General features: G+C 54.7%; 24 protein-coding genes. 18 read left to right on the forward strand and 6 right to left on the reverse strand.

The genetic code is table 11. The features are described from left to right. Window positions 1–2 precede the first annotated feature (2 nt). Window positions 3–1,238, forward strand: a complete 1,236-nt coding sequence (locus ACYVJT_RS11670) for a cytochrome P450 (protein ID WP_343959835.1) — start codon at window positions 3–5, stop codon at window positions 1,236–1,238. Here ACYVJT_RS11670 and ACYVJT_RS11675 read toward each other — a convergent pair. Further along, window positions 1,191–1,664 carry a pyrimidine dimer DNA glycosylase/endonuclease V gene (locus ACYVJT_RS11675; protein ID WP_343959837.1) on the reverse strand — a complete coding sequence of 158 codons (474 nt, stop codon included), beginning with the start codon at window positions 1,662–1,664 and terminating at the stop codon, window positions 1,191–1,193. The genes ACYVJT_RS11670 and ACYVJT_RS11675 overlap by 48 nt on opposite strands. A 2-nt stretch (window positions 1,665–1,666) precedes the next feature. Next, the gene (locus tag ACYVJT_RS11680; RefSeq protein ID WP_343959840.1) at window positions 1,667–2,842 is read right to left on the reverse strand and encodes a ferrochelatase; all 1,176 of its coding nucleotides are present in this window, start codon (window positions 2,840–2,842) and stop codon (window positions 1,667–1,669) included. A 137-nt stretch (window positions 2,843–2,979) separates the two neighbouring features. On the opposite strand from ACYVJT_RS11680, the gene ACYVJT_RS11685 reads away from it, so the two are divergent. Both ACYVJT_RS11685 and ACYVJT_RS11690 read left to right on the forward strand, forming a co-directional pair. Then, entirely contained in the window at window positions 2,980–3,555 is a 576-nt protein-coding gene (locus ACYVJT_RS11685) for a MarR family winged helix-turn-helix transcriptional regulator (RefSeq protein WP_343959842.1), read from the forward strand. Window positions 3,556–3,705: 150 nt separating this feature from the next. Next, window positions 3,706–5,088: an NAD-dependent succinate-semialdehyde dehydrogenase gene (locus ACYVJT_RS11690; RefSeq protein WP_343959844.1), complete on the forward strand. Its 1,383-nt coding sequence runs from the start codon at window positions 3,706–3,708 to the stop codon at window positions 5,086–5,088. Here ACYVJT_RS11690 and ACYVJT_RS11695 read toward each other — a convergent pair. Continuing rightward, the gene (locus ACYVJT_RS11695) at window positions 5,063–6,001 is read right to left on the reverse strand and encodes a 3-methyladenine DNA glycosylase (RefSeq protein WP_343959846.1); all 939 of its coding nucleotides are present in this window, start codon (window positions 5,999–6,001) and stop codon (window positions 5,063–5,065) included. The genes ACYVJT_RS11690 and ACYVJT_RS11695 overlap by 26 nt on opposite strands. Window positions 6,002–6,304: 303 nt before the next feature. On the opposite strand from ACYVJT_RS11695, the gene ACYVJT_RS11700 reads away from it, so the two are divergent. From ACYVJT_RS11700 to thpD, 3 genes are all read left to right on the forward strand, one after another. Next, a complete protein-coding gene (locus ACYVJT_RS11700; protein WP_499418414.1) occupies window positions 6,305–7,744 on the forward strand; it encodes an HNH endonuclease in 1,440 nt (479 codons plus the stop codon). A gap of 111 nt (window positions 7,745–7,855) precedes the next feature. After that, a complete protein-coding gene (locus tag ACYVJT_RS11705; RefSeq protein WP_343956770.1) occupies window positions 7,856–8,596 on the forward strand; it encodes a sulfite exporter TauE/SafE family protein in 741 nt (246 codons plus the stop codon). A 136-nt stretch (window positions 8,597–8,732) separates the two neighbouring features. Next, entirely contained in the window at window positions 8,733–9,635 is a 903-nt protein-coding gene (thpD, locus tag ACYVJT_RS11710; RefSeq protein ID WP_343956771.1) for an ectoine hydroxylase, read from the forward strand. On the opposite strand, the gene ACYVJT_RS11715 is transcribed toward thpD, so the two are convergent. Next, window positions 9,632–9,889 carry a hypothetical protein gene (locus ACYVJT_RS11715; protein WP_343956773.1) on the reverse strand — a complete coding sequence of 86 codons (258 nt, stop codon included), beginning with the start codon at window positions 9,887–9,889 and terminating at the stop codon, window positions 9,632–9,634. The genes thpD and ACYVJT_RS11715 overlap by 4 nt on opposite strands. Window positions 9,890–9,970: 81 nt before the next feature. Beyond that, on the reverse strand, window positions 9,971–10,258 hold the full coding sequence (locus tag ACYVJT_RS11720; RefSeq protein WP_343956774.1) for a hypothetical protein: 288 nt from the start codon (window positions 10,256–10,258) through the stop codon (window positions 9,971–9,973). A 20-nt stretch (window positions 10,259–10,278) separates the two neighbouring features. Here ACYVJT_RS11720 and ACYVJT_RS11725 point away from each other — a divergent pair, with 20 nt between their 5' ends. After that, a complete protein-coding gene (locus tag ACYVJT_RS11725; RefSeq protein WP_343956775.1) occupies window positions 10,279–10,743 on the forward strand; it encodes a hypothetical protein in 465 nt (154 codons plus the stop codon). Here ACYVJT_RS11725 and ACYVJT_RS11730 read toward each other — a convergent pair. Next, a complete protein-coding gene (locus tag ACYVJT_RS11730; protein WP_343956776.1) occupies window positions 10,740–10,973 on the reverse strand; it encodes a DUF6363 domain-containing protein in 234 nt (77 codons plus the stop codon). The two genes, ACYVJT_RS11725 and ACYVJT_RS11730, sit on opposite strands and share 4 nt — an antisense overlap. A 638-nt stretch (window positions 10,974–11,611) precedes the next feature. On the opposite strand from ACYVJT_RS11730, the gene ACYVJT_RS11735 reads away from it, so the two are divergent. The 11 genes from ACYVJT_RS11735 (at window position 11,612) to chcC2 (ending at window position 23,183) form a co-directional block, all read left to right on the forward strand. After that, window positions 11,612–12,475 (forward strand): sugar phosphate isomerase/epimerase family protein, encoded by an 864-nt coding sequence (locus ACYVJT_RS11735; protein WP_499418416.1) that lies wholly within the window; start codon window positions 11,612–11,614, stop codon window positions 12,473–12,475. Window positions 12,476–12,743: 268 nt separating this feature from the next. Next, on the forward strand, window positions 12,744–13,778 hold the full coding sequence (locus tag ACYVJT_RS11740; protein ID WP_343956777.1) for a tripartite tricarboxylate transporter substrate binding protein: 1,035 nt from the start codon (window positions 12,744–12,746) through the stop codon (window positions 13,776–13,778). Next, window positions 13,775–14,242 carry a tripartite tricarboxylate transporter TctB family protein gene (locus ACYVJT_RS11745; protein WP_343956778.1) on the forward strand — a complete coding sequence of 156 codons (468 nt, stop codon included), beginning with the start codon at window positions 13,775–13,777 and terminating at the stop codon, window positions 14,240–14,242. The genes ACYVJT_RS11740 and ACYVJT_RS11745 overlap by 4 nt, the downstream gene beginning before the upstream one ends. Beyond that, the gene (locus ACYVJT_RS11750) at window positions 14,239–15,831 is read left to right on the forward strand and encodes a tripartite tricarboxylate transporter permease (protein WP_343956780.1); all 1,593 of its coding nucleotides are present in this window, start codon (window positions 14,239–14,241) and stop codon (window positions 15,829–15,831) included. The genes ACYVJT_RS11745 and ACYVJT_RS11750 overlap by 4 nt, the downstream gene beginning before the upstream one ends. A 249-nt stretch (window positions 15,832–16,080) precedes the next feature. Further along, on the forward strand, window positions 16,081–16,770 hold the full coding sequence (locus tag ACYVJT_RS11755; protein WP_425579862.1) for a YczE/YyaS/YitT family protein: 690 nt from the start codon (window positions 16,081–16,083) through the stop codon (window positions 16,768–16,770). Window positions 16,771–16,781: 11 nt separating this feature from the next. Further along, window positions 16,782–17,567: an SDR family NAD(P)-dependent oxidoreductase gene (locus tag ACYVJT_RS11760; RefSeq protein WP_343956781.1), complete on the forward strand. Its 786-nt coding sequence runs from the start codon at window positions 16,782–16,784 to the stop codon at window positions 17,565–17,567. A 117-nt stretch (window positions 17,568–17,684) separates the two neighbouring features. Next, window positions 17,685–18,443 (forward strand): trans-4-hydroxycyclohexanecarboxylate dehydrogenase, encoded by a 759-nt coding sequence (chcB1, locus tag ACYVJT_RS11765; protein WP_343956782.1) that lies wholly within the window; start codon window positions 17,685–17,687, stop codon window positions 18,441–18,443. Window positions 18,444–18,527: 84 nt separating this feature from the next. Continuing rightward, complete coding sequence (locus tag ACYVJT_RS11770; RefSeq protein WP_343956783.1) at window positions 18,528–19,340, forward strand: IclR family transcriptional regulator; 813 nt, start codon at window positions 18,528–18,530, stop codon at window positions 19,338–19,340. Window positions 19,341–19,449: 109 nt separating this feature from the next. Continuing rightward, window positions 19,450–21,126, forward strand: coding sequence for a 4-oxocyclohexanecarboxylate 2-dehydrogenase (gene chcC1, locus ACYVJT_RS11775; RefSeq protein ID WP_343956784.1), 1,677 nt, complete (start codon window positions 19,450–19,452; stop codon window positions 21,124–21,126). Further along, window positions 21,126–21,434, forward strand: a complete 309-nt coding sequence (locus ACYVJT_RS11780; RefSeq protein ID WP_343956785.1) for a Dabb family protein — start codon at window positions 21,126–21,128, stop codon at window positions 21,432–21,434. The genes chcC1 and ACYVJT_RS11780 overlap by 1 nt, the downstream gene beginning before the upstream one ends. A 51-nt stretch (window positions 21,435–21,485) precedes the next feature. Then, complete coding sequence (gene chcC2 / locus ACYVJT_RS11785) at window positions 21,486–23,183, forward strand: 4-oxocyclohex-2-ene-1-carboxylate 5-dehydrogenase (protein ID WP_343956787.1); 1,698 nt, start codon at window positions 21,486–21,488, stop codon at window positions 23,181–23,183. The last annotated feature ends 286 nt before the right edge of the window (window positions 23,184–23,469 follow it).

The following is a 23,469-nucleotide window of genomic DNA, read 5'->3' on the forward strand; positions in this document are numbered from 1 at the left end:
CGATGTCCGACCGGAAAGCCATCAAACCCGGCGACACCAGCGACCAGCGGATCACCAAGCAGGGGCCGATGTGGCGCATTGGTTCCCTGGCCGCCGCCAAACAGGTGCTGCTGGCTCGGCGGTCCACCAAGCAGGCTGGTTTTACCGCCGAGTACATTCCCCGCGACGTATTCCACCATCACCCGATCCTGATTTCGGATGGCCCCCAGCACGATGAGCAGCGGCGCAAGGTCGCCAGATTCTTTGCGCCCAATGTGGTCTCGTCGCGCTATGGCGAACTGATGCACTCGGTGGTCGATCGCCTCGTGGGAGAAGCCGAGGAGGCCGGGGAGTTCACGGTCGACCAGGTCGCGTTGCACTACACGGTCGAAGTGACCGCCTCCATCGTGGGACTGACGCATTCACCGGTGGCGGCGCTGTCGCGACGGTTAGAAAAGTTCTTTCGACAACCACCGTTGGATCGCACCAAACCCAGGCTGGGCCGCACGAACCGGCAGTGGATGATGGCTGCCTATAAGGGGCTCGGTCCGGTCGTTGGACTGTATCTTCGCGATGTGCTGCCTGCGGTGCGTTCTCGCCGACGCAATCCGCGCCGTGACGTGATCAGCCATCTGATTGAGCAGGGCTATAACCGGGCAGACATCCTGGTCGAATGCGTGACCTACGGGACCGCCGGGATGGTGACGACCCGCGAATTCATCACCATGGCCTGCTGGCACCTGCTGCACAACGATGCGCTGCGGCAACGCTACCTCGTGGCAGGCGAGACGGAACGCCTGGCCATACTGGCAGAAATCATTCGGCTGGAACCGCCCGTGGGCCACCTGTATCGGCGGGTGACCGAAGACATCACGGTCACCGATCGCGATACCGTGCATCAGCTGCACGCCGGAGACCTCGTTGACCTAGACATTCGCGCGACCAATACCGATGAAGATGCCTTTGCCGACGAACCTCAGCGGTTGTGTCCGGGCCGCGATCGCAGCCGCGGAGTCCACGACGTGGGCCTGAGTTTCGGCTCTGGTGCGCACGGCTGCCCGGGGCAACCGCTGGCCCTGCGAGAAACCGACGCCTTGCTGTCCAGCCTGTTGGCCAAACCGGTCAGCATCGTGAGTCAACCCAGCATCAGTTGGGACGACCTCATCGAAGGGTATAAGGTACGCGGTCTGAAACTACGATTCGAGGAGACGTCAGACCCGCTCCCAGGAGGCGATCGTCCCGGCAACGGCGGTGAATAAGGGGTGGACGGGTAACAGCTGACCATTCGCGTCGTGGATAGTCGTTTGCGTCTCCAAGAACTCGGGGGACCGCTGAAACAGTTTGGCCCGCAAGTGGGACCATTCGAACCCCAGCTGCCCAAAGGTCACCTCGATGGGCGTCACCCGATCCTGTGCGGTTGGGGTGGCGGTTGCATCGGGAGCATGCACGATCCGTCCGGCATCGAACCTGTAACCGCGCACCAGCGATTCATCATGCACACCGGCCAGGTATGCCCCGATGGCGGCGGCCGGTTGGGGATGGTCACGGAAGCGCTGGAGCTGTGGATGATTCGTATAGCCGCGCGTACGCCCCAACAGCACAGCCTGAGCCAGCAGGGCCTCGCGCCAACAGGCAACCAGGCCCTGCCGATCCAGCGTTGACGGGTGTAACGACCACAGTCGCATGCTTAGGGTGCCATGCCCGCGGCTGCGGGGCGAAACCCGCGTCGCACATTTTCGCAGCATTCTGGTCGGCACACGTCATACCAGGGACCGAGCTTAGTGACATGTGCCCGCTGCTGCGGTGGGATAGCCTGCATCCGTTCTGCAATGAGATCGACCAGCCCGGTCACGAAATCGTGGTGCACGCCCGGAGTCGGCGTCCGCACGGCTTGGAGTCCAACTTGGTGTGCTGCCTCCATGGCCTCTTCATCCAAATCCCAGAGCACTTCCATGTGATCGCTGAGAAAGCCCAGCGGAACAATGATCACGGCCTCGACCCCTTCGGCCGGCAGCTCACTGATGCGGTCACAAACATCGGGTTCCAACCAGGGCTGTGACGGCGGTCCTGAACGCGACTGATACACCAGTTCCCAGTCCGTTGTGTTGCGCGCGGGTAGCTCGGCCCGAAGCTGGTCCATAATGTATTCACCGACCGCCACATGTTGGGCAGCATACGCGCCGCCCGCCCCTAACTCGAGTTCTTTGGGGCCGGATCGAGCCGCGTCGGCCATCGGAATCGAGTGGGTAGCAAACAGTATCCGAATGTCCTGGGGCGCCATCCCTGCAGACTCAAAGCCCTTCAGCGCGTCACCGACCCCTTCAATAAAAGGTCGGACAAAACCCGGGTGATCGAAAAACTGACGCACCTTGTCGATCGTGACGACACCACTGAGCCCGGTGTCCACGATGGCACGTGCGAAATCCTCGCGGTACTGGCGACAGCTGGAATAGGAACTGTAGGCGCTGGTGGCGATTGCCAGCAGACGAACATGTCCGGCCTGGGCCGCCTCGGTCACGGCGTTCTCCAGATATGGTGCCCAGTTGCGATTGCCCCAGTACACGGGCAGGTTCATGCCGCGCTGTTGGAGTTCTGTATCGATGGCTGCACGCAGCTGGGCATTGTGTTCGTTGATCGGGCTGATGCCACCGAAATGTCGGTAGTGGGTAGCAACTTCTTCCAGGCGTTCGTCGGGAATGCCGCGGCCAGCGGTGACGTTGCGTAAAAACGGGATGACATCGTCTTGGCCCTCCGGACCGCCAAACCCGGTCAACAGAATCGCGTCGTAGGGTTGTTCCTGGCTGACCCAGGGCTCTCCTGATCGGGAGGCCTCGGTGGCATGCGGTACGTGAGTCTTAGACATCTCATTTCCTTTCGCGCTGAAGACAGCATGAACCGGCCTCACCCGTTCCACGCAGCGTTGTACTATTGATCACAGCAAGCGATGCTTTGCCAATACTTTGCAACACCACAATGTAGTTAGGAAGGCTAGTAGTAACCTTGGCTAATAATAACCCGAAAACGCCTCGGGTACCTAACTCTGAGGGAGCGCAAAAATTCTCCATGCTGGATCCGCGGGTTATGGATCCTGACCAAGAGCTCATTCAATACGACGCGTTCGAAGGTGCCGAGCTTGACCAGATCGTTGACGTGCTGGAGGCAATGCGTCACTGGAGGACCGTCGAACGGCGCCTGAACGATGCATCGCGGAAGTACATGAAACTTGGCGAGAACGATATGCGGGCGCTGCGGTTCATGATCGCCTCCCAGCGTCACGGGGTGCTCGCCACGCCAAGCGATGTGGCAAAACATTTGCAGATCACCACCGCATCGGTCACGAAAATGCTTGATCGGCTTGCTGCCAGCGACTACATTCGACGCCTGCCACACCCGGAGGATCGGCGCAGTACGGCCATTGAGGTCACCGAGGAGACGCAGGTCATCGCACGCCAGTCGGTCGGTGAGAGCCACGCGCAACGATTTCACGTGGTCGCGGAGATGACCCCGGCCGAACGTGAGACGGTTAGCAAGTTTTTTGCCGCACTGTCGGCCACGGGCCTCCCCACGTCCGAGTGAGTCTGTACTGGCTGAGTTCGTTGACGAGTGCGTGATCACAGGCTGTTGTCGTCACGGTGAAAATCTAGAAGACTGGCCGGTGAGCCTGAACTTCAACGTGCTGACCGCGATTCGAGTCGCCGTCGGCACCACCCGAGAAAGGAAGTGCTCATGACGAACTACAAGGTGACAAACCCAGCGACCGGCCAGGTCGAAAAAGAATTCCCTGAGGCCACCGATACTGAGATTCAACAAGCCATCGGGACAGCAGCTGACACGTTCAGCACCTGGTCCAAAACCGATCCGCAAGAGCGCGCAACCCTGCTGAATAAGGTTGCCGACATCTATGAACAGCGCAAAGATGAGCTGGCCATGATCATCACCCGCGAAATGGGCAAACCGATCAAGCAAGCCCGCGGTGAACTCGGCATCGTCATCGATATTTACCGCTATTACGCGAAGAACGGTCCGACGTATCTGGAAAACGAGCCCATTGAGGATGTGCAGAGCGGCTGGGCCTATATTCAAAATGAACCATACGGTGTTCTGCTGGGCATTATGCCGTGGAACTTCCCGTACTACCAGGTTGCCCGGTTTGCTGCCCCGAACCTGATGATCGGCAATACCGTATTGCTCAAGCACGCTGGGATTTGCCCCGAGTCGGTCGCGGCCATGGAAGACATTTTCCGTGAGGCAGGCTTCCCTGAAGGTGCTTTCACCAAACTGTACGCTTCCACTGACCAGGTCTCCGATATCATCATCGCCGACCCACGCGTCCAGGGTGTTTCCCTGACCGGTTCCGATGGTGCCGGTGCAGCAGTTGCAGCAACGGCCGGCGAATACGTCAAGAAGGTTGTGCTGGAACTCGGTGGCAACGATCCGTTCTTGGTGCTGGATCGCGACATCCTGCCCAAAGCGGTCAAGGGTGCACTGACCGGACGCATGGCAAATGCCGGCCAGGCCTGCAACGCGGCCAAGCGCATCATTGTGCTCGAGGATGTCTACGACGAATTCGTGGAGCAGCTCAGTGAGGCCGTCAATAATCTCGAACTAGCCGACCCGGCCGAAGAAGACACATTTATCGGGCCGATGTCCTCGGCGTCAGCTGCTGACGGGCTCCACGAGCAGGTCCAAGATGCGATCTCGCAGGGCGCCACCGTTCACGCCGGCGGTGACTTCGATACCCGCGGAGGGGCTTGGTATCAGCCAACCATGTTGACCGGCATCACCGAGGATATGCGCGCCTACTCCGAAGAGCTCTTCGGACCGGTAGCCATGGTGTACAAGGTCAAGGACGAAGACGAGGCTATCAAGCTGGCCAACGACACGCCATATGGACTGTCTGCTGCGGTGATGGCCTCGGACGAAGATCATGCACGCAGCGTCGGCGAACGCATCGAAACCGGCATGGTCTATATCAATGAGCCTTCCAAGACCTCAGCCGAGCTGCCGTTCGGCGGCGTGAAAAGCTCGGGCGTTGGTCGTGAACTTGGCCGCTACGGCATGGAAGAGTTCGTCAATAAACGGCTCATGAAGTTTGCAGGCAAGAGCTGATACGCTCAATGCTGTCGAGTAGGCGTCTCCGTAACACCTGTGACCGTTCAGAAAAGTCCCTCTGAGCGCGTACATACTCGGCCTTGCCTTCGGCTGTTTCTATGGCAATGGGGTCGAAGCCCCAGTCGGCAAGGTCGTACGGAGAGGCTTGCATATCCATCACCCGAATATCCCACGCCAGCTCGAAGCAATCGGTGACGAGATCAGAACTCACCGCCGGGATGAGCTTCGTTGCCCATTTATACAGGTCCATGTTGGCATGGAGGCAGCCGGGCTGTTCCATCTCAATCATGGTGTCGCGTGTTGGCTGCAGTTGATTCATGCCACGGGCTTCGGGTGCATAAAACCGGAACGCGTCGAAATGTGAACACGAGATTTTATGTGTTTCCACTACCTCGTTTGTGCCTTCGGCGCCGAGTCTGAGCGGCACCGTGGAATGCCGAATGCCGTGGTCCTCGGCCTTATATGCCATCGCCCACTCGTGCAGACCGAAACAGCTGAGTTTCGCTGGACGAGCTGCCGTCGCGGACAATAAACGGGACGCGAATTCCAACACTCTGGCTCGCTGTGCACCGAACTTTTCGAGATCAACGGTCCATCCGCCGTGCGGTAAGTCGGCGGCGGTATCCGGGCTGACTTCGCGGTAGAACTTCCAGTCAGCATGTGGAGCTGCAGCGTTTTTATCTGGGTTGGCGACGACGATACCCGCTCCCGGATTCCATCGTTTGAGCGCGCCGGCTGAGAGGTAGTAATACGAGAACAGGAAGTCGTAGACGGGGTGCTTCACGCCTCGTTTGTGCAGCTGGACTAGTGGATCCGTGTAGGCGCCCACCCGATTTTCGTGGCTCTGGGCTAGTTGCTGCCATTGCTCTGCCGGCACGACAACGCTTGGGTTTAGGTCTGTGTTTGGCACCAGGCCATTCTATGAGCCTTGTGGATCGGCGGAAAATCATCGAAATATCTAGATGTAGGTGGCTTGTGGATAGTGGTTGAGTGTTTTGGTGAGTTATCCACAAAACTGACGACACACCATACACGCATCGATTGTATGTGATATATACCGACACCAAATCCATTACAGCAAGGAAAAAGATATGTATAACTATTGTCATGTGCCTCAATTCACGATAGAATAGGGGCAATATCCCGACCAGTCCTTCCCGGTTTTTGGAAAGCCTTTGGTCTGTGTCTCCTGTGTTGAAAGGAATGGTGTCTCGTGAGTCTTGAGCAGACTATGCAGCGTTCCTCAGCGCTGGTAGCAGACTTGGAAGGCTTGTGTCAGGATCTTGTCGAGATGGATCCTGCCGGTTCTGAGGCTGAGGCGATTGAGTTGTTGGCTGTGCTAGAACGCAGCAAATCGGCGCTGTCGGCAGTTCAGGCCAAACATACTGCGGTGTTGGAGCAATACCGGTTGAATAAACAAGCCGCCGCAGGTGTGCCGAAAGATCGGTGGGGTACAGGTCTGGCCTCGGAGGTTGGGTTGGCCCGGGGTGATTCCCCGGCCCGTGGCAAACGCCACCTGGACACCGCCCACGCATTGGTCGGGTGTTTACCCCACACCCTGCACGCTTTAGAGGCCGGGGTGATCCATGAGGAGCACGCCCAGGTGGTCGCCACAGAAACCAGTTGGTTATCTGTCGAGCATCGGCGGATGGTTGATGAGCGGTTAGCCCACCGGCTAGACGGGGTGGGGCCCCGAACCTTAGGCAACATGGTGCGTGGTGAGGCCCAGAAGCTGGACCAGGTCACCGCCCGGGATCGACAGGAGCGGTCTCGGTCGCAGCGCCGGGTATCAGTACGTCCCGCCCCCGGTGGGATGGCTTATATTTCGGCGTTGGTGCCGATGCCCCAAGCCGTCGGCGTGCTGGCCTGCCTACATAAAGCAGCGACTAGTCGGGTTGCTGATGGTGACACTGTGGATCCTGCCAACCCCTCAGGGCCACGTCGGACTCGTGATCAGCTCATGGCCGACCTGCTCATTGAACGTGCTACCGGCCAGACCACGGCACCTGCGGTGGCCGCTGAAGTGCAGCTGGTGATGACTGATGCGGCGTTGTTTGGTGACGGGCAGGCCCCGGCATGGTTGACCGGCCACGGCCCGATTCCAGCGGAAACCGCAAGGGGTTGGGTTGCTGACCCGAATGCAGAGGTCTTTCTGCGCAGGGTATTCACCAGACCCGAAAACCACCAACTGGTGGGCATGGAGTCTCGTCGCCGCGCGTTTCCCGACGGCCTGAAGCGTATGGTCACCCTGCGAGACGGTGTGTGTCGCACACCCTATTGTGATGCGCCGATTCAGCAGATTGACCACATCACCCCCGTCAACAACGGTGGGCCCACCAGTTGGGATAATGCCAGCGGGCTCTGCGCGGCCTGTAACCAGACCAAAGAAGCCACCGGATGGCGCCACGACGGCAACCCCGACCATTTGACCGTGATCACCCCGACCGGTCACCAATACACCACGACCACCCCACCAGTCAGTACAGCCGAGCCACCCGACACCGGTGACCCACCCGAAGAACACGGGCCAGATGATACCGGGCCACCCGATGACCCCGACGACGGGCCGCCAGATATCGACCCCAACCCACGATTCGACACCAACAACTACCGGCACCACCACACCGAAATCACCATGCGCATCGCCGCCTAACGACTCGACCCCAAAAATCGAGACGTCAAACGAAAGCGCGTTACGGTCTTCGTCAACAGATGTAGCCTAGGGTGGTCGAAGCAACATCGTTGAAGGAGAAAGCTTGTCGTCGTGCTCATCGTAGGCATCCTGCTGCTGACGTTCATCGCCACCGCGCTGCAGCGCATCACTGGGTTGGGTTTTGCCATGCTCTCGGCACCATTTGCTGTAGTAGTGCTGGGGACTCACCAGGGCATCATGCTCATCACAGCCTTGGCGATCATCGCTTCGTTATTGATGCTGCCGAGTATGTGGCGTGATATCGATTGGAGCCGCGTGTGGTGGATCGGTATCCCCACGATGCTCTCAATCCCACCGGCCGCTTGGGTGGGCACGATGATTGATGGCTCGATTATTTATCTGCTGGTCGGTGCCCTGGTGATCGTCGGGCTCGGGGCAGCATTACTAATGCGCGGGACCACTCAGCCTGTCACCAGCCGTGGCGCGCAGATCCTGACCGGCATTGGAGCCGGCGCCGGTAGCGTACTCGCCGGTATTGGTGGACCGGCCATGACCATCTTTGGCGTATTGTCCCGCTGGCCAGTCGCATCTTTTGCTGCCAGTTTGCAGCCGATGTGGATCATGGCTTGCTCGGCAGTGTTGGTCAGCCGATTTACGTTGATGGACTCTACGCTTCCGGAATTGGAATGGTGGGCATGGATGCTCGCTGCACTCGGTATCGCAGCCGGAATGTGGGTTGGACAACGCGCCCTTGGCAAAGTGAACGATCGTGTCGTGTTCGGCATTGTCGTCGTACTGGCCATGGTCGGCGCGGTCTTGTCGGTCATTACCGGCATCATGGAACTGTTGTAGGAGCCTTCGTGAGATAAACCGCGAAGATGTATCGTTGCAGACTCCACATCTCCTTTTCTAGGATGGACGTCGTCAGTAGTGTCACACCACTAAAGCCGATCCGAAAAAATCTCGGACCGATAGAAGAAGGAGTGTCATGAATACCGCAATACATACCGAGACCAAAGATCACTATCCAACTCGGAACAATGACCATACGACGGTCACCAAACGTCGCGATCCAGTCGTCTATGGCTGGGATTCGGAAGGTCCGCTCTCGAATAGCGACCTCCAAACATTCGACGACACCGGGTATCTGTCGATCGAACAGCTCTTGAGTCCCGAAGAATTGCAAGAGTGCCGTGAGGAACTCGAACGGCTAGCCCAGGACCCTGCTTCGAAAAACGACGAAGCTACCATCACCGAAGCAGAATCCAATGAAGTGCGCTCGGTTTTCAACGTGCACCGCACAAACGAGGTCTTCAAGAAGATTGCAAATGACCCTCGCATCGTTCGACGCCTGGAGCAGATACTGGGCTCCGAAGTCTATATTCATCAGAGCCGCATCAACTACAAGCCCGGGTTCGTCGGAAAAGACTTCTGGTGGCACTCGGACTTTGAATCATGGCACGCTGAAGACGGCATGCCAGCGCCACGCGCCGCAAGCGTCTCGATCTCGCTGACCGATAATTACTCTTTCAATGGGCCGCTCATGATTATGCCCGGATCGCACAAAGAGTATATAAGTTGCGCCGGTGGCACCCCGGAAGAAAATTACAAGCAATCATTGGTAATGCAAGGCGCAGGAGTACCAGATAAAGATACTCTGACGGACTTCGCAGATAGACACGGGATTGACGTACTCGAAGGACCCGCAGGTGGCGCCGTGATTTTCGATTCCAACTGCATGCACGCCTCAAACGGCAACGTCACGCCGTACGCACGGTCCAACATTTTTCTGGTCTATAACTCGGTAGACAACGCGGTCGAAGAACCATTTGGCCCGCCGAAGCCTCGACCAGAATTCATCCGGAGCACCGACTTCACGCCAGCAGGCTAATACTGCACAGCCCGCGCCAGATGCTGACCGGTTGGGGTTTCAGCCTCGACGAGTTCGGCCGGTGTGCCCTCGAAGACCACAGTGCCACCGGCCGAGCCAGCCCCCGGCCCAATATCAATCACCCAATCTGAGGCCGCAATATCGAGATCATGCTCGATGACAATCACTGAGGTCCCGTCGTCGACCATGTCGTTGAGCAGGTTGACGAGTCGGGCCACGTTAGCGATATGCAAACCGGTCGTTGGCTCATTCATCACATAGATGTCAGCCGGCTTGCCCAGGCTGGTGACGAGTTTCAGACGTTGACGTTCCCCACCCGACAGGGTGGTTAACGGCTAACCCAGGCGCACATAGCCGAGTCCGACGTCGATGAATCGCTGCGCGATCTTTGCCGCGGCCGTGATCTTCACGTCGGGACCCTGCAGATAGTCCAAAGCGTTTTCGGCGGGCAGCTCGAGCACATCGGCGATGTGCTTGCCACCCAACTCGTAGCCGAGTACGTCGTCGTTGAAGCGGCGTCCTTGGCACGCCCCACATACAGTCGACTGGCCGAGCATGAACCCAAAATCCAAGTAGATGACGCCAGCACGCAGTAGCCGTTGAAACCGACAGTGCCGAAGCATGGTTGAAACAAACTGATTCCATGAGCGAAGAATTGAACTCGGCGTGGCAAACGGTGCGGCTGGCGCGCGAGTCAGAGCGCAGCAACCCAAGGATGCTTCACTCGCAGAACCGGCGTAATTACGACGAGGTGAGCTACGAGGAGATCCTGCACCGGGTCGACGAAGGCATTTCGCACCTACGCAATCTCACCCGCACCCTGCGCGAGGCGTCCTATGCTTCTGGTGACTGGGACGAACGGTTCCGTGAGGGTTGGGTCGAGATCGCCCGCGACGTCGGTGTGGCTATCGCTGATCCAGAAGGTTCGGTGGCAGAGGAGCTGGAACGACTCACGAAACTTTCGACCGAGATGTCAGACGCCGAAAGCCTGCCGAATATCGAATGGCCTGTCTACGGTTCGCTCATCCACAGCCTGCGACACATCGTGATCATCGTCGATGACGTCGCCTCAGCCCAGGAGGCCCGCGACACCTCCAAGCAGGGCTAGGCCAGCCCCAAGAATTCTTTGATCGCCGGGAGTTCTCGCCTCGCCTGGGCCAGTCCAAGGGTGTGCGCGGCGTTGAGTTTTTCCACATTGCGCTCGCCGTTGGCCACCGGCATGACATCCGGGATAAAGAGGTATGCCTTGTCACTGAGGTTCCTTTTTCTAAGGCCATGCGCATTATTGATTGAAGGAACGTAACACTCGTCGTCGTATCTCCGATGGGCGACAGTCACGCGTTGTCGAGGAGAGTTAACTACGGGGATCCCCCAAGCATTCTGTCGTTGACTAGGTATCATGTAGCAGACTGGGGCGGCACGCAGATTCGTATCAGTGCGATAGCGTCGGCTATACGCCGTTGAACGAAAAGACTATTGCTGACAGGACACTTGCGCCGACAGGGAGTATGAAACATGATACCCCTAATACATTGTTGGGCCGAACCTGAAGAGGCCGCAACCCCTTCACCTTTCTGACAACACCGGTGTCATCGTTCATCGAAAGACAGTGACTGCTCGTGTCGGGCAGCATCACAATCGCAGGGGATTAGTATTAGCCAATGAACTATGCGTGCCGACAGGCCCGTGTTCAATTGACCTGCACGTCTAATTTCATTCGCTTGTCCACTCATTCAATGGAAATGAGGTAGCCGGTGATAGTGGTCACGATACGATTAGATCGCTGACGACGCCGAATGTCCGTCTATAGCCGGAAGCATGTCGTTCGTTATTTGTCGGTGTACAGGGCCACGTAATAATCGATTGTGGTGCATTCAGAGACTCTGTGGGTGCGAGGCCGCCGATAGAACTGCTTCCACCGGGGTCTTCAGCGATGGATGCTTGTTCAGGCTAAATAACAAACTAGGAGGGCAGTCGTGCCTCGACTACTAAGTATCGCTCATCTGACCGCTATTGAGCTATCTCCACCCGAGTTGGTGCGAGCTGCAGCGCATCACGGGATAGGTGCGGTCGGGGCGCGTATACATCCCGCTACGGCCACCGAAAAGCAGTATCCCATGCTGCCTGGGTCCCGAATGCTCAAGGAGACGAGAGATGCTTGCCGGGAGACCGGCGTTCGTGTTCTTGATGTAGAAGTGTTTGGATTAGGCAAGCACATTGATCGCGAAACGTGGATGCCGGTCCTTGAGGCCGGTGCAGAGCTACAGGCCACCGTTTTAAATGTCGTCGGGGTCGACGCGGACCTAGGTCGCTTTCGAGATAAGCTCGGAATGCTGGTCGACGATGCGCACGGCTATGGTATCCGTCCTTCTATGGAGCCGATCTCATATCAACCCTTATCATCATTTTCGACTGCTCGAACTATTGCAGAGGAGACTGGCGCCGGCATTATGGTGGATACTTTGCATGCTTTTCGGGGAGGAGCGTCACTCTCGGAGATTGAACAAATCCCAACTGACATGGTTACAGTTGTTCAATTGTGTGACGGGATGTGGGCGGAACCTTCAGAAGTCGAGGTATCCGTATCGATGCCAATAGGTCAATCTGTGGGCGGTTCACCGCGCGAATTTGAATCACGAGCCCAGCGAATGCTGCCTGGCAAGGGTGAGTTCCCACTACAGAAGATTCTGGAGCTATTCCCCCAAGTGCCTGTCAGCATAGAAGTTCCGGATGTGAGGGCTGTTAGGGCTCATGGGCTCGACGCGCACTTAGCAAATTGTGTCGACAATTCCTGGAAGCTCCTGAGTGAAGGCAACGCAACCGCATTAGGGCAGAACTAACCACTGGGTTTGATTGGTGTGCGTCTATCCAAATGCCATGCGAATATTCGACTCCATATGTGGTGGATATGGACATTTGACGAAAACGTTTTCATTCAACGGGACACGTCTATGACGTAGGTCACCATCCTGGATAGGATGCAACCCAGCGTAAACACCTTAAGAGGTACGAATTCACCGCAACCCGAGCTGATATTTCTTGCGCGATTTAAAAACTCATTGTTGTTTATAGCTGAAATTTTATTCACCCTTGTAAAAAGAAGGACATATGAAAATCTTGAAATCGTCTACTTGGAATGTGACCAATCCGGTGAAAGCCGCCCATCGTCGTAAAGTAGGTCGGCTGGGACTTGCCGGTTCTGCAATCTTTGCGTTAGCGGCTCTCACCGCATGTGGCGACAATGGCAATGCTGATGAATTTCCATCGGACACAGTAGAGCTCATTATCCCATATGCAGCTGGTGGGAGCACCGACGTCAGCTTGCGCTTGATGGCGGATATCGCCGAGGAAACCTGTGGAACCACTTTCATTGCCAGTAACCAAACTGGTAGTGCAGGTGCTGTAGGATTTTCGGCAACCTCCAATGCTGAACCTGATGGCTACACGGTTGGCGCAACTGCTACCGAGCTGAGTATTTTGCATCAGATGGGCGTTGCTGATATTGCGCCGGAAGATCTCAAGGGGGTTATGCGCTACGCGCTCAACCCACACGTGATGTTTGTTCCGGCTGATTCTCCGTATGACTCCATTGATGACGTCATAGACGCAGCTGAGAATGGAGAAACGATTAATGCTGCTACTCCGGGGACCGGTTCGGCTGCACACCTCTCGCTCGAGGGCCTGGCACTCGAAGCTGACATTCCAGGTGCTTTCACTAACGTGCCATTTGACGGCGATGCCACTGCTCTGCAGGCTGTGATGGGCGGCAACGCCGATTTGATCATGATGACGATGGGTACGGCATTGCCCCAGGTTGAAGCCGGAGCTATCAAAGCAATCGCTGTCGCAGGAGAGGAGCGATTCGACGAACTGCCAGACACTCCGACCCTCATAGAATCAGGTGTTGACTGGGAAACAGGGGCGCACCTGGGTCTTGCTGTGCCACCAGAAACTCCTGACGAAACCGTTGATGTACTGCATGAGTGCTTGCATGAAGCAATCCAAGATGACCGCTATGTAGAAGGTATGGCAGATCAGAACCTCGCCATTGACCATTTGCCGCCGGCAGAGTTTGAGCAATATTTGCAAGACCTTGAAGAACAATTCGGCGCAATCATTGAAGAGGCAGAGATCTCGGAATGAAAACTGCAGTACTCGATACGCTGGGGGATCGTTTAGTTGCGGTTTTCTTGATCGGGTTCGCTGTGTTCGTTTTTATCTACACAGCGGATTTTCCCGAAGCAGCGCAGCCTTTGGATCCAGGCATTGAAGCATTTCCCCGGATTACAGCTGGTCTTATTGGTGTATTAGCTCTCGTTCTGCTGGCCAAACCACGCGAATGGGAAAAATTCCCAAGAGGGTCCGGTGTGGTTAGGGTGCTCGGTACAGTTGTACTCGTCTACTTCTATTATCTTGCGCTCCAGCCACTGGGGTTCGTTGTTACGACTTCGTTCTTTTTGGTCGGTCACTTATTGTTGATTGGCGTGCGGAAGCCCCTGTCGATCATCGTTATAACCGCCGTGGGCGGCTTCGGAATTTTCTACCTCTTCCGGAGCGTCCTTGACGTACCTTTGCCTTTGAGTGGGATCGGAGGGTTGCCGTTTTGAGCAATTGGATGACGGGTCTTGAATCATTTTTGGACCCCACCATATTAATTCTTACCCCTATCGGGGTATTGCTAGGTGCATTGATCGGGGCGGTACCTGGCCTGTCTGCCACCGTTGGTATTGCAATTTTCTTGCCGTTTACTTTTGCACTGGACCCATTAGCGGGTCTTGTGCTTCTGCTCGGTATTTATAATGGGGCTTGTTACGCTGGCTCTATTCCAGCGATTTTGCTGCGAACTCCTGGGACGCCGGCTTCGGCAGCTACGGTGATCGATGGTTACTCGATGACTAAGAAAGGACAGGCCGGCCGTGCGCTGAGTATTTCGTTGGTTGCTTCGGTTATTGGTGGGTTGATCAGCACGCTGCTGATGATTTTTCTCGCACCGGTCGTTGCAGACTTTGCGTTAGGGTTCGGACCGGCTGAGTACTTTGCGCTTGCCGTCCTAGCGTTGGCAATCATCGCGTCCCTGGGTGAAGGTTCAATAGCCAAAGGGATCATCAGCGGTGCGATCGGGATTATGATCGCCATGGTCGGTTTGGATGGAATTTCGGGATTCAACCGTTTTACTTTTGGTGTAGGCGACTTGTCTGCCGGGATTGAACTCGTCCCTCTTCTGGTAGGGCTTTTTGGTGCTGCCGAAGCCATCCGTCAGATTGAAGCAAGACTTACCGGTACCAATAGAGTTGCCAAGCTCGGTACCTTCAAGGTGGGGCGGGCGCGTTGGCGTTCTCTGTCGCCGCATATGGCAAGCGGGGGGTTGATCGGGTTCATAATTGGCATCCTCCCGGGGGTCGGCGGCGATATTGGCGGTTACATGGCATACAACGAATCACGACGATTCGCTCGCACACACCGGTCCCGGTTCGGTAAGGGTGACCCTCGTGGAGTCGCGGCTGCGGAGTCAGCTAATAACTCGGCTCAGGTCGGTGGTCTCATTCCAACGTTGACGTTAGGGATTCCCGGGAACGCAGCGGCGGCCGTGTTGATGGGGGCTTTGCTGATCCAGGGGCTCCAGCCCGGGCCGCAACTGTTTACCGGAAGTCCTGACCTTGTGTATGGAACGTTTATTGCGCTTGTGGCGGGCTTTATCTTCCTGCTAGTCATCGGTATGTTCAGTATTCGGTTATGGGCTCAAGTCATTCGTATCCCGCCAGCCTTGTTATGGCCGATGGTACTAGTGCTGACTGTCATTGGTGCGTACGCCGTTCGCACAAACCCCTTCGACGTGCTCGTAATGCTTATTGCAGGCGTCATTGGCTATCTCATGATGAAGACCGGTTGGCCGGTTGCACCTTTGTTGATTGGTGTTATCGTTGGGCCTTTGGCAGAGCAAAGCTATCGCCGAGCCATGATCCAATCTGGGGGGAGCCTCGAGTGGGCATTAGAACCGATTCCTTTGGTTCTTCTTATTTTGGCCGTACTGTCAGTGGTTTACTCGGTTTGGCAAGCCAAACGCGATGTAGCGAAGAGTGTTGAGCCAAAGGTCGCTCCTCAGAGTCATAATCCGGCAAATCCTGAAGACGAAGTTTCAACTGAGGCGACAGCTCAGCAAAACACTGAACATGGCACAAATTCTTCCCCGGGGTAGATCATAATAAAGAGACATCTCCCATAAGCCTACGTGCGCCCATTCTGATGGGCGAAGGTTTATGGGAGATGGTTCTGATGACGGGTTTGATTTTTGCAACCGTTGACAGGTCCGCTATGTTCCCTAGACAGGGCGGCTGAAAATAGAGAGATAGAGAGGTGGAGGCCTTTCGCACGGTCAGTAGCACTCCCCTTCGTCGCAGTCGGGGAACCTTCTAAGGAAACTAAATACTGAAGGAATGAGCAGCCAATGGTGTTTCAACACGTCCAAAGAACTATCATTTTTGTATCCGGCGTTTTTATCATGTCGTTCGGAATTGCAGTGGGGATTCGAGCTGACCTCGGAACCACCCCGCTAGCGTCTCTGCCCACGGTGTTATCTTTCGCGACACCGTTGAGTGTGGGCTGGTACATCGTCATTCTCAACATGATTTTCTTTTTATTGCAAGTTCTCATCTTGCGACGAAGGTTCACTAGAGTGCAGTTGATGCAAATTCCGATTACGTTCGTTTTCGGTTCTTTTGTCGATCTCAGTATGTACTTCACCCGGTGGATAGAACCCACGTCCTACCTAACACAATGGATTTGGGTTCTCGTTAGTGTCGTCCTTGTCGCTATCGGTGTTTACATTGAGACGTTACCGCGTCTCTCTTATCTGCCGGGCAACGGGGTCGTAGTGGCTCTTACGGTTGTGCAAAACCGGATCTCTTTCGGCTCGAATAAAATTATACTGGACGTGGTCCTCTTGATAATTTCGGTTGCCGCTTCGCTGCTTCTTATGGGTGAATTAGCAGGAGTGCGTGAGGGGACCGTATTCTCTGCGGTTACTGTCGGTATCATTATCCCCATTGTCGAAGCTGTACACAAACGATTTCGTATTCGGCGGGCTGGAAGATCGTTCTCAGATCCATCCCCAGGAATAACTCTAAATACTTTGTAGGTAGGTTTAGAATGATTGAAAAACAGGTCGCAATCGTCTCCGGCGGTGCCGGTGGTATCGGGAGTGCTGTGAGTAGCCGCTTGGCGTTGCTCGGTTATACTGTTATTGTTGCCGATACATCGGCAAAAGAGGCTCAACAGGTCGTCGAATCACTCACTTCGATGAAAGGCCAAGAGCATCGGGTCGTGATCGGCGACCTCACGCAATTGGAAACCAATCAACGGGCGGCTGAGGTTGCTGCAGCATGCGGCACGGTCACTGCACTCGTCAATGCTGTAGGGATATCACCTAAGCGATCCGGTGAGAAGATTAACTTTTTCGACATTTCACCTGATCTCTGGGATCAAGTCATGGCCGTCAATGTAAAAGCGCCATTCATGCTGATTCAACAGGCGCATGCATACATGCCAACGGATGGGTCTGCTTCGATTGTGAATTTGCTTTCGATTACGTCCAAGCTCGGATCCGGCGGCCTGTCGACTGATACATTTCAACCCCAGCTTCCCTCAACAGCGGCTTATGCAGCGTCGAAGGCGGCTTTGCAAAATATGACTGCAACACTGTCTCGGGAGCTTTCATCTTTCAGTATCCGGGTCAATGGAGTGGCGCCTGGTCTGATTTGGACAGAAATGACTGAGGAAACACTGGTTGAATCTGAGGTTTCATCGCAGATCCCTATGGGCCGATTTGGTACGACAAAGGAAGTCGTTGACGCTATCGAGTTCCTGCTCAGTGAAAAGTCCACGTACATCAACGGGGCAAGTATTGACATCAATGGTGCTTGGTATACTTGTTAGCATGTGTCGCCGGACTTGGACGCATTTCGGATCAGTTATTTATGCACTGCCGAAGGAAAATGTTCCATTCAATGACTTTTGGTTCTTCTGGGGCCCTGTAGCAAGTAGGTTAAGGTCATGTTATTTGGATCACAAAGAGTTTTAGATAAGGTAATTTTGATCACCGGCGCAGCCTCCGGGATGGGGGCTTCTCACGTGCGTATTTTGACTTCGCAGGGTGCCATGGTTGTGGTGGCGGATATTGACGAGCGTGCTGGTAAGGCGCTTTGTGAAGAAGTTGGTGAAGACCGGTCTCTGTTCGTCGCGCTGGATGTCACCGACTATAAAGGTTGGGAAGCGGCTATTGATGCTACGGTCAGACGATTTGGGAAACTTGATGTATTGATAAATAACGCAGGAATTTTTTCGTCAGGCTCCGTGGAAACGGCTTCTCTAGCTGACTGGGATAAGACCCTCGCAATTGATTTAACTGGAACGTTTTATGGCATGAAAGCTGCGATCCCGGAGCTTAGAAAGAATCCCACATCATCAATTATCAATATCTCGTCGATTGCTGGGGTTACGGGTTTCAAGAATCGCGCAGTCTATTCTGCAGCGAAGTGGGGCATTCAAGGGCTTACGAAGACTTCGGCGCTGGATTTTGGTTTTGAGAAAATCCGAGTCAACTCAATTCACCCCGGCAGCGTGGAAACGCCGTTGACCGCGGACCTTGACAGAGGCCTTGGCCAGGTTCCACTGGGGAGAGCAGCGCAGGTTGAGGAGGTTTCCCACTTGGTTGTATATCTGGCATCAGACGAATCCACCTTCACGACGGGTGCTTCTTTTGTGATTGATGGCGGTGAAACGGCGGGCAATAACTTGCGAGACGATCAATAGGTTTTCGATCGCATTTTGCGGAAGAAGTCAAAAACTCGCTGTGAAATTCTTAGTCATCGAGTAGATAAGGATGCAGGAAAACATATGGCAAACTCTTCTTCTGGGGAGTCGCTGATCAGTCGAGCCGTCCGTGTGCTTGGCGCACTATCTGACCAAAAGACGAAAGGTAAAAACGTTCGCGAGACTGCTCGTCTTGCAGGCCTGCCTGTATCTACCACTCACCGTATTTTATCTGAATTAGAGGTAGAAGGGTTGGTTTCCCGAGATCCTGCGGGGGGCGGGTGGCGGCATGGCACCCGGTTGTGGGAAATGGTGCGAAAAGGTGCACCGCTTGAAGGGCTCCGTGAAGCATCGGTACCAGCCATGGAAGACCTGGTTGCGAGTTTCGAAGTTCACGTATCGTTAGGCGTTCTAGATCGTAACGAGGTGCTATATATTGAACGATTCGCACCACACGAACTTACTAAGAATATTTCTGCTGTCGCAGGGCGGTTGGCTGTTCATGCCACATCGGCTGGACTGGCTCTGATGGCAAGTGCATCAGTTTCAGAACAAGCTCTCTTGCTGAGTAGAAACCTGGAGAAGTTCACCGCTTCTACGTCCACCAACCCCAATGAATTGCGCCGTCATTTGGCGCAAATTAGACGCGATGGTTTTTGTGTGTCAGCTGGGACAGTTATTCAGGAATCAACTGGCATATCCGTGCCAATTTTTGGCGGAGCAGGGAACGCGATTGCTGCCCTAAGCGTTATCGTTCCAATCGAGGAAGAAAATGTTGAAAGGTATGTCCCGCACCTAAAGTTTGCTTCTAAGGCCATTCAACGTCACCTCGGGATTGAACCCAACCGCGGGGTTGAATTTGCTCGTAGAACAACCTCTGCTCCAGCTTACCCCTGAGTATACTGCGCTCTACGACAGCGATTGTATTATTCAACGGAACACCTCCCGCGTGCGTCTTGTCTATGTTGCATGATGTAAATCATGCGTATACGAAAGGTTGTTAATATTGAAACTTTTGGATAATCGGGAACTCTCGACAAAATATGACATGGTGGTTGTTGGATCGGGCGCCGCTGGGCTAACTGCTGCTGCAACGGCGGCTCAAGCAGGGCTTGATGTATTGGTTTTGGAGAAATCTCCTCTATTGGGTGGCACTTCGGCGGTATCTGGTGGCATGCTCTGGATCGTGGCTAATCATCACGCGAAGGAATACGGTATTGAAGACTCGAAGGCAGCAGGACGTGCATACGTTGAGGCGGCCTCTCGTGGAAGAGGCCGCACGGAACTATTAGATTCAGCGGTAGACCAAGGCGACGACATGCTGGTTTTCTTAGAGGCAAAGCTGGGCGTTGATTTTATCTTTCTGGACAATTTTCCAGATTACCGCCAAGACTTGCCGGGTGCGGCAACAGGAGGACGAACCGTTGAGCCTCAACTGTTCAACTACCACGCAGAACTTGGTGGATTTGCAGACCTTATACGTACTGATGGACGCTACCCATTCACCATGGAAGAGTATGAAGCATGGGGTGCTTTCACCCGTTTTCCCTGGGATGAATTGCAGGAGCGCATGGAAGATGGGGTGGCGGCGAAAGGTCACGCCTTAGTGTCGATGCTGGTGGCAGCGTGTCGTCGTTTTGGAGTGACTTTCGCTGTGAATGCAGCAGCGGAACGTCTTCGGACTGAGGACGGTAAGGTTTCAGGCGTGGTCACAGCCGATCGTCAGGAGATTACTGCTGATGCTGTGATGTTAGCGTCTGGGGGTTTTGAGTGGGATCGTGAATTGGCTGATTCGATGCTTGCTTCGCGTTTGTATGCCGTGTGTTCACCGCCGTCTAATACTGGTGATGGATTGAAAATGGCCCAGCGGATTGGTGCGGCGATGCGAGGTACGCGTGAGGCTTGGTGGGCGCCGATGTCGTTTACTGGGGGGACTCGTGATGGTGCTGCGATTGGTTCGTTACTGCGTTTTGAGCGTCAGGGACCGGGCTCTATTATGGTCAATCGACATGGTAAGAGGTTCGCTAATGAAGCGCAGAATTATAATGATCTCGCACGGTCTTTACAGTCTTGGGATTCCGCGAATAATCAAACGTTGAACACGCCGGTTCATGTTGTGTTTGATCAGTCGTATTTGGAGCGTTATGGCATTTTGGATCATCGCGCGGGTCAGGCCACGCCTGATTATTTATACGAGGCTGCAACGCTAACTGAGTTGGCAGACAAGTTATGTGTGCCCGCGGATGCTTTGGTTACTACTGTTGAGCGATTCAATGCCCTGGCGCTTATCGGGGTGGATGGAGATTTCGGGCGCGGTAACAGTGAGTATGACCGTTATTGGGGGGATGCGAATTCTTCGTGGCCAAATCCCTCCTTGGGTCCGTTGCAGTATGGGCCGTATTATGCGCTTGAAGTGGTCAATGGGGCGTTTGGTACCAGCGGCGGTGTGGGCACGGACGGTACTGGCGGTGTTGTTGATGTTGACGGGCAGCGAATCGAAGGGCTCTATGCGGCAGGCAATGTTGCAGATTCTCCGTATGCGGCTGGCTATCCGGGTGCCGGTGCGACGCTGGGGCCGCTGATGACCATGGCTTATCTTGCGGGGAAAGACATTGCAGCACGAAATGCTCTGCAGGCTACCGGCTCGGGGACTCACTCTGCGGGGCAAGGGGTTGATGTTTGATGATTCGTCATATTGTGATGTTTCGTTGGAAGGCCTCGTTTACTGACGACATTCGCCAACAGTGGGTTAGGGGTCTTGAGGGGATGATCGGCAATATACCTGGGATGATCCAGCTGGTACATGGTGCTGACATTCTGAAAACCGAGAGGTCGTGGGATCATGTGATCATCGCGGATTTTGAATCAGCGAGGGCATTGGAAATTTACAATACGCATCCGCTTCACGAGGCGATCAAACCGTATTCGCTACCCAACGTCGAAGATCTTGCGTATGTCGATTTTGAAATTCCGGAAAAGAGGACTTCGTGAAAACGGGTGTCGTCATTGTTAATTTAAGCATCCAAAGTAGGAGTAATTTTTATGGTTGAACCACGTCCGGAAGAACGTGAATGTGATGTGTTGGTCGTAGGTTCCGGTGTTGCAGGGTTGTCGACTGCGATAGTTGCAGCGCATCGTGGTTTGCGGGTGGTTGTTGCTGAGCAGAACCCGTATTTTGGTGGTACTACAGCGATATCTGCAGGTTGGGCGTGGGTGCCGGGTAATCCGGGTCACCAAAGCGACGATAGCACTGCGGAAGTTAAGACGTATTTGAAGGCGCTTGCGCCAGAAAATTTCAATGAGGAGCGTCTCAATACGTTTTTGGATACTGTTCCTGAAGCGATTGAGTTTTTTGAGAAGAACACTGAAGTAAATTTTGTGTACCCGGAAAAGGCTCCAGACTATCAAATGGACCTACCAGGCTCGCGAATTGGTGGGAGGGCTATCTTGCCGGGAGACGCTGATGTTCGCATGCTGGGCAAGCGCCGCAGGGAACTGCAGCCGTATCTCAGTTCTTACACTGTATTCGGATACATGCCGCAAGTAGGGGCAGATTTAACACAGTTTTTGTATGCAAATCGTTCGATCAAATCTTTTGCTTATGCTGGAACGAAGCTGGCACGAACGTGGCTTGACCAACTAGTGAAGGGTCAGCCCATGAAACGAACCAACGGTTCAGCGATGATCACTCGAATGGTGAAATCTGCATTGGACGCTGGTGTTCAAATATGGACGTCGACACCAGTCGAGTCGTTGGTGCAAGATTCAGATGGTACTGTCACGGGTGCGATCTTGGGCGGGGGCCGCCACAGTGGAGTCGTCAACGCACTTGAAGGTGTGGTCCTTGCCGGGGGTGGGTTTACTGGGAATACCACTTTGCGTCGCAAATACTTCCCGCATGATCCTGATGGTACCAACCATGTGACTCCCACGGTTGGGCATAATGGTGGTAGTGCGGTGATGGCGATGACTGTTGGCGGACGCATTAGTAATGATGTGTTCACGCCTGGTTCGTGGGCGCCGGTGACGGAGTTCAAGCAATTGCGTGATGGCCGTCAGCGGCTATTCCCGCACCTGCGCCAAATCGGTTTGCCGGGGATGATTACTGTGGACCGAAAAGGCCGCCGTTTCGGCAACGAGGCGTTGAGTTATCATGATTTCGGTCGTCAATTGCTGGCTCATGATAAAGACGAAGACGATACCTACGCGTGGATTATCGCTGATGAAAAATGTATGGACACTTACGGAATTGGGTATGCTAAGCCGTGGCCCATTCCGCGCAAATACTTTCGTGACACTGGTTTTCTGGTGAAAGCCGACACACTTTCTGAACTCGCAGCAGTGATTGGTGCGGATCCTGACACGTTGGAGACGACAGTCGAACGGTTCAACGGTTTCGCTCGCAGTGGTGAGGACGAAGACTTTGGGCGTGGATCTACGGCGTATAACCACTTCCGGGGCGATATGGCACACAAGCCGAACCCGAACTTGGCAGAACTGAAAAAGGCGCCTTATTACGCGGCGTGCATTCGTATGGGGGATCTGGGCTCGTTTGCTGGGTTGGACGTTGATAATAATGCCGCAGTACTCAACGCTGAAAGCCAACAAATACCAGGATTGCATGCAGTTGGCGCTTCGGCTGTCTCGGTTTTTGGTGGTGGCTATCCCGGATACGGGTCACATATTGGACCAGCAATGATCTTTGGATATCGCCTAGGTCGCGATATCGGGCGTCGTTAGGAAAACCCACCGCCAAGACGGATGTTATAAGCCATGCGTATGGTCATCGGTTCCGCTAGATAAATAGTTCTGGCCCTTGTAAGGCTGCACTGCTTCGATCCCAATTCAAGCTGGTCGGTCCCCACCCACGTTGGAGAGTCAGCGGATTAACTGAATATGAGCAAGTAGTGGTTCGGCCCCGTGGCGTGTCTAGTACTACAGTCGCTTTTATTTTTGGTGGTGTCGGCGGTTTAATCGGACAGTGCTGAAATGTCGTGTTAATTCTGTCGTATGAGTGAGAATATTG

Source organism: Yaniella soli (assembly GCF_054782375.1).

Coding starts and splice junctions, on each gene's coding strand:
- ACYVJT_RS11715 (WP_343956773.1), bottom strand. CDS start 9,889: ATGAATGAGCCAACGACCGGTTTGCATATCGCTAACGTGGCCCGACTC.
- ACYVJT_RS11770 (WP_343956783.1), top strand. CDS start 18,528: ATGGCAAACTCTTCTTCTGGGGAGTCGCTGATCAGTCGAGCCGTCCGT.
- ACYVJT_RS11680 (WP_343959840.1), bottom strand. CDS start 2,842: ATGTCTAAGACTCACGTACCGCATGCCACCGAGGCCTCCCGATCAGGA.
- thpD (WP_343956771.1), top strand. CDS start 8,733: ATGAATACCGCAATACATACCGAGACCAAAGATCACTATCCAACTCGG.
- ACYVJT_RS11670 (WP_343959835.1), top strand. CDS start 3: ATGTCCGACCGGAAAGCCATCAAACCCGGCGACACCAGCGACCAGCGG.
- chcC2 (WP_343956787.1), top strand. CDS start 21,486: ATGGTTGAACCACGTCCGGAAGAACGTGAATGTGATGTGTTGGTCGTA.
- ACYVJT_RS11690 (WP_343959844.1), top strand. CDS start 3,706: ATGACGAACTACAAGGTGACAAACCCAGCGACCGGCCAGGTCGAAAAA.
- ACYVJT_RS11740 (WP_343956777.1), top strand. CDS start 12,744: ATGAAAATCTTGAAATCGTCTACTTGGAATGTGACCAATCCGGTGAAA.
- ACYVJT_RS11725 (WP_343956775.1), top strand. CDS start 10,279: ATGAGCGAAGAATTGAACTCGGCGTGGCAAACGGTGCGGCTGGCGCGC.
- ACYVJT_RS11755 (WP_425579862.1), top strand. CDS start 16,081: ATGGTGTTTCAACACGTCCAAAGAACTATCATTTTTGTATCCGGCGTT.
- chcB1 (WP_343956782.1), top strand. CDS start 17,685: ATGTTATTTGGATCACAAAGAGTTTTAGATAAGGTAATTTTGATCACC.
- ACYVJT_RS11780 (WP_343956785.1), top strand. CDS start 21,126: ATGATTCGTCATATTGTGATGTTTCGTTGGAAGGCCTCGTTTACTGAC.
- ACYVJT_RS11760 (WP_343956781.1), top strand. CDS start 16,782: ATGATTGAAAAACAGGTCGCAATCGTCTCCGGCGGTGCCGGTGGTATC.
- ACYVJT_RS11720 (WP_343956774.1), bottom strand. CDS start 10,258: ATGCTTCGGCACTGTCGGTTTCAACGGCTACTGCGTGCTGGCGTCATC.
- ACYVJT_RS11675 (WP_343959837.1), bottom strand. CDS start 1,664: ATGCGACTGTGGTCGTTACACCCGTCAACGCTGGATCGGCAGGGCCTG.
- ACYVJT_RS11745 (WP_343956778.1), top strand. CDS start 13,775: ATGAAAACTGCAGTACTCGATACGCTGGGGGATCGTTTAGTTGCGGTT.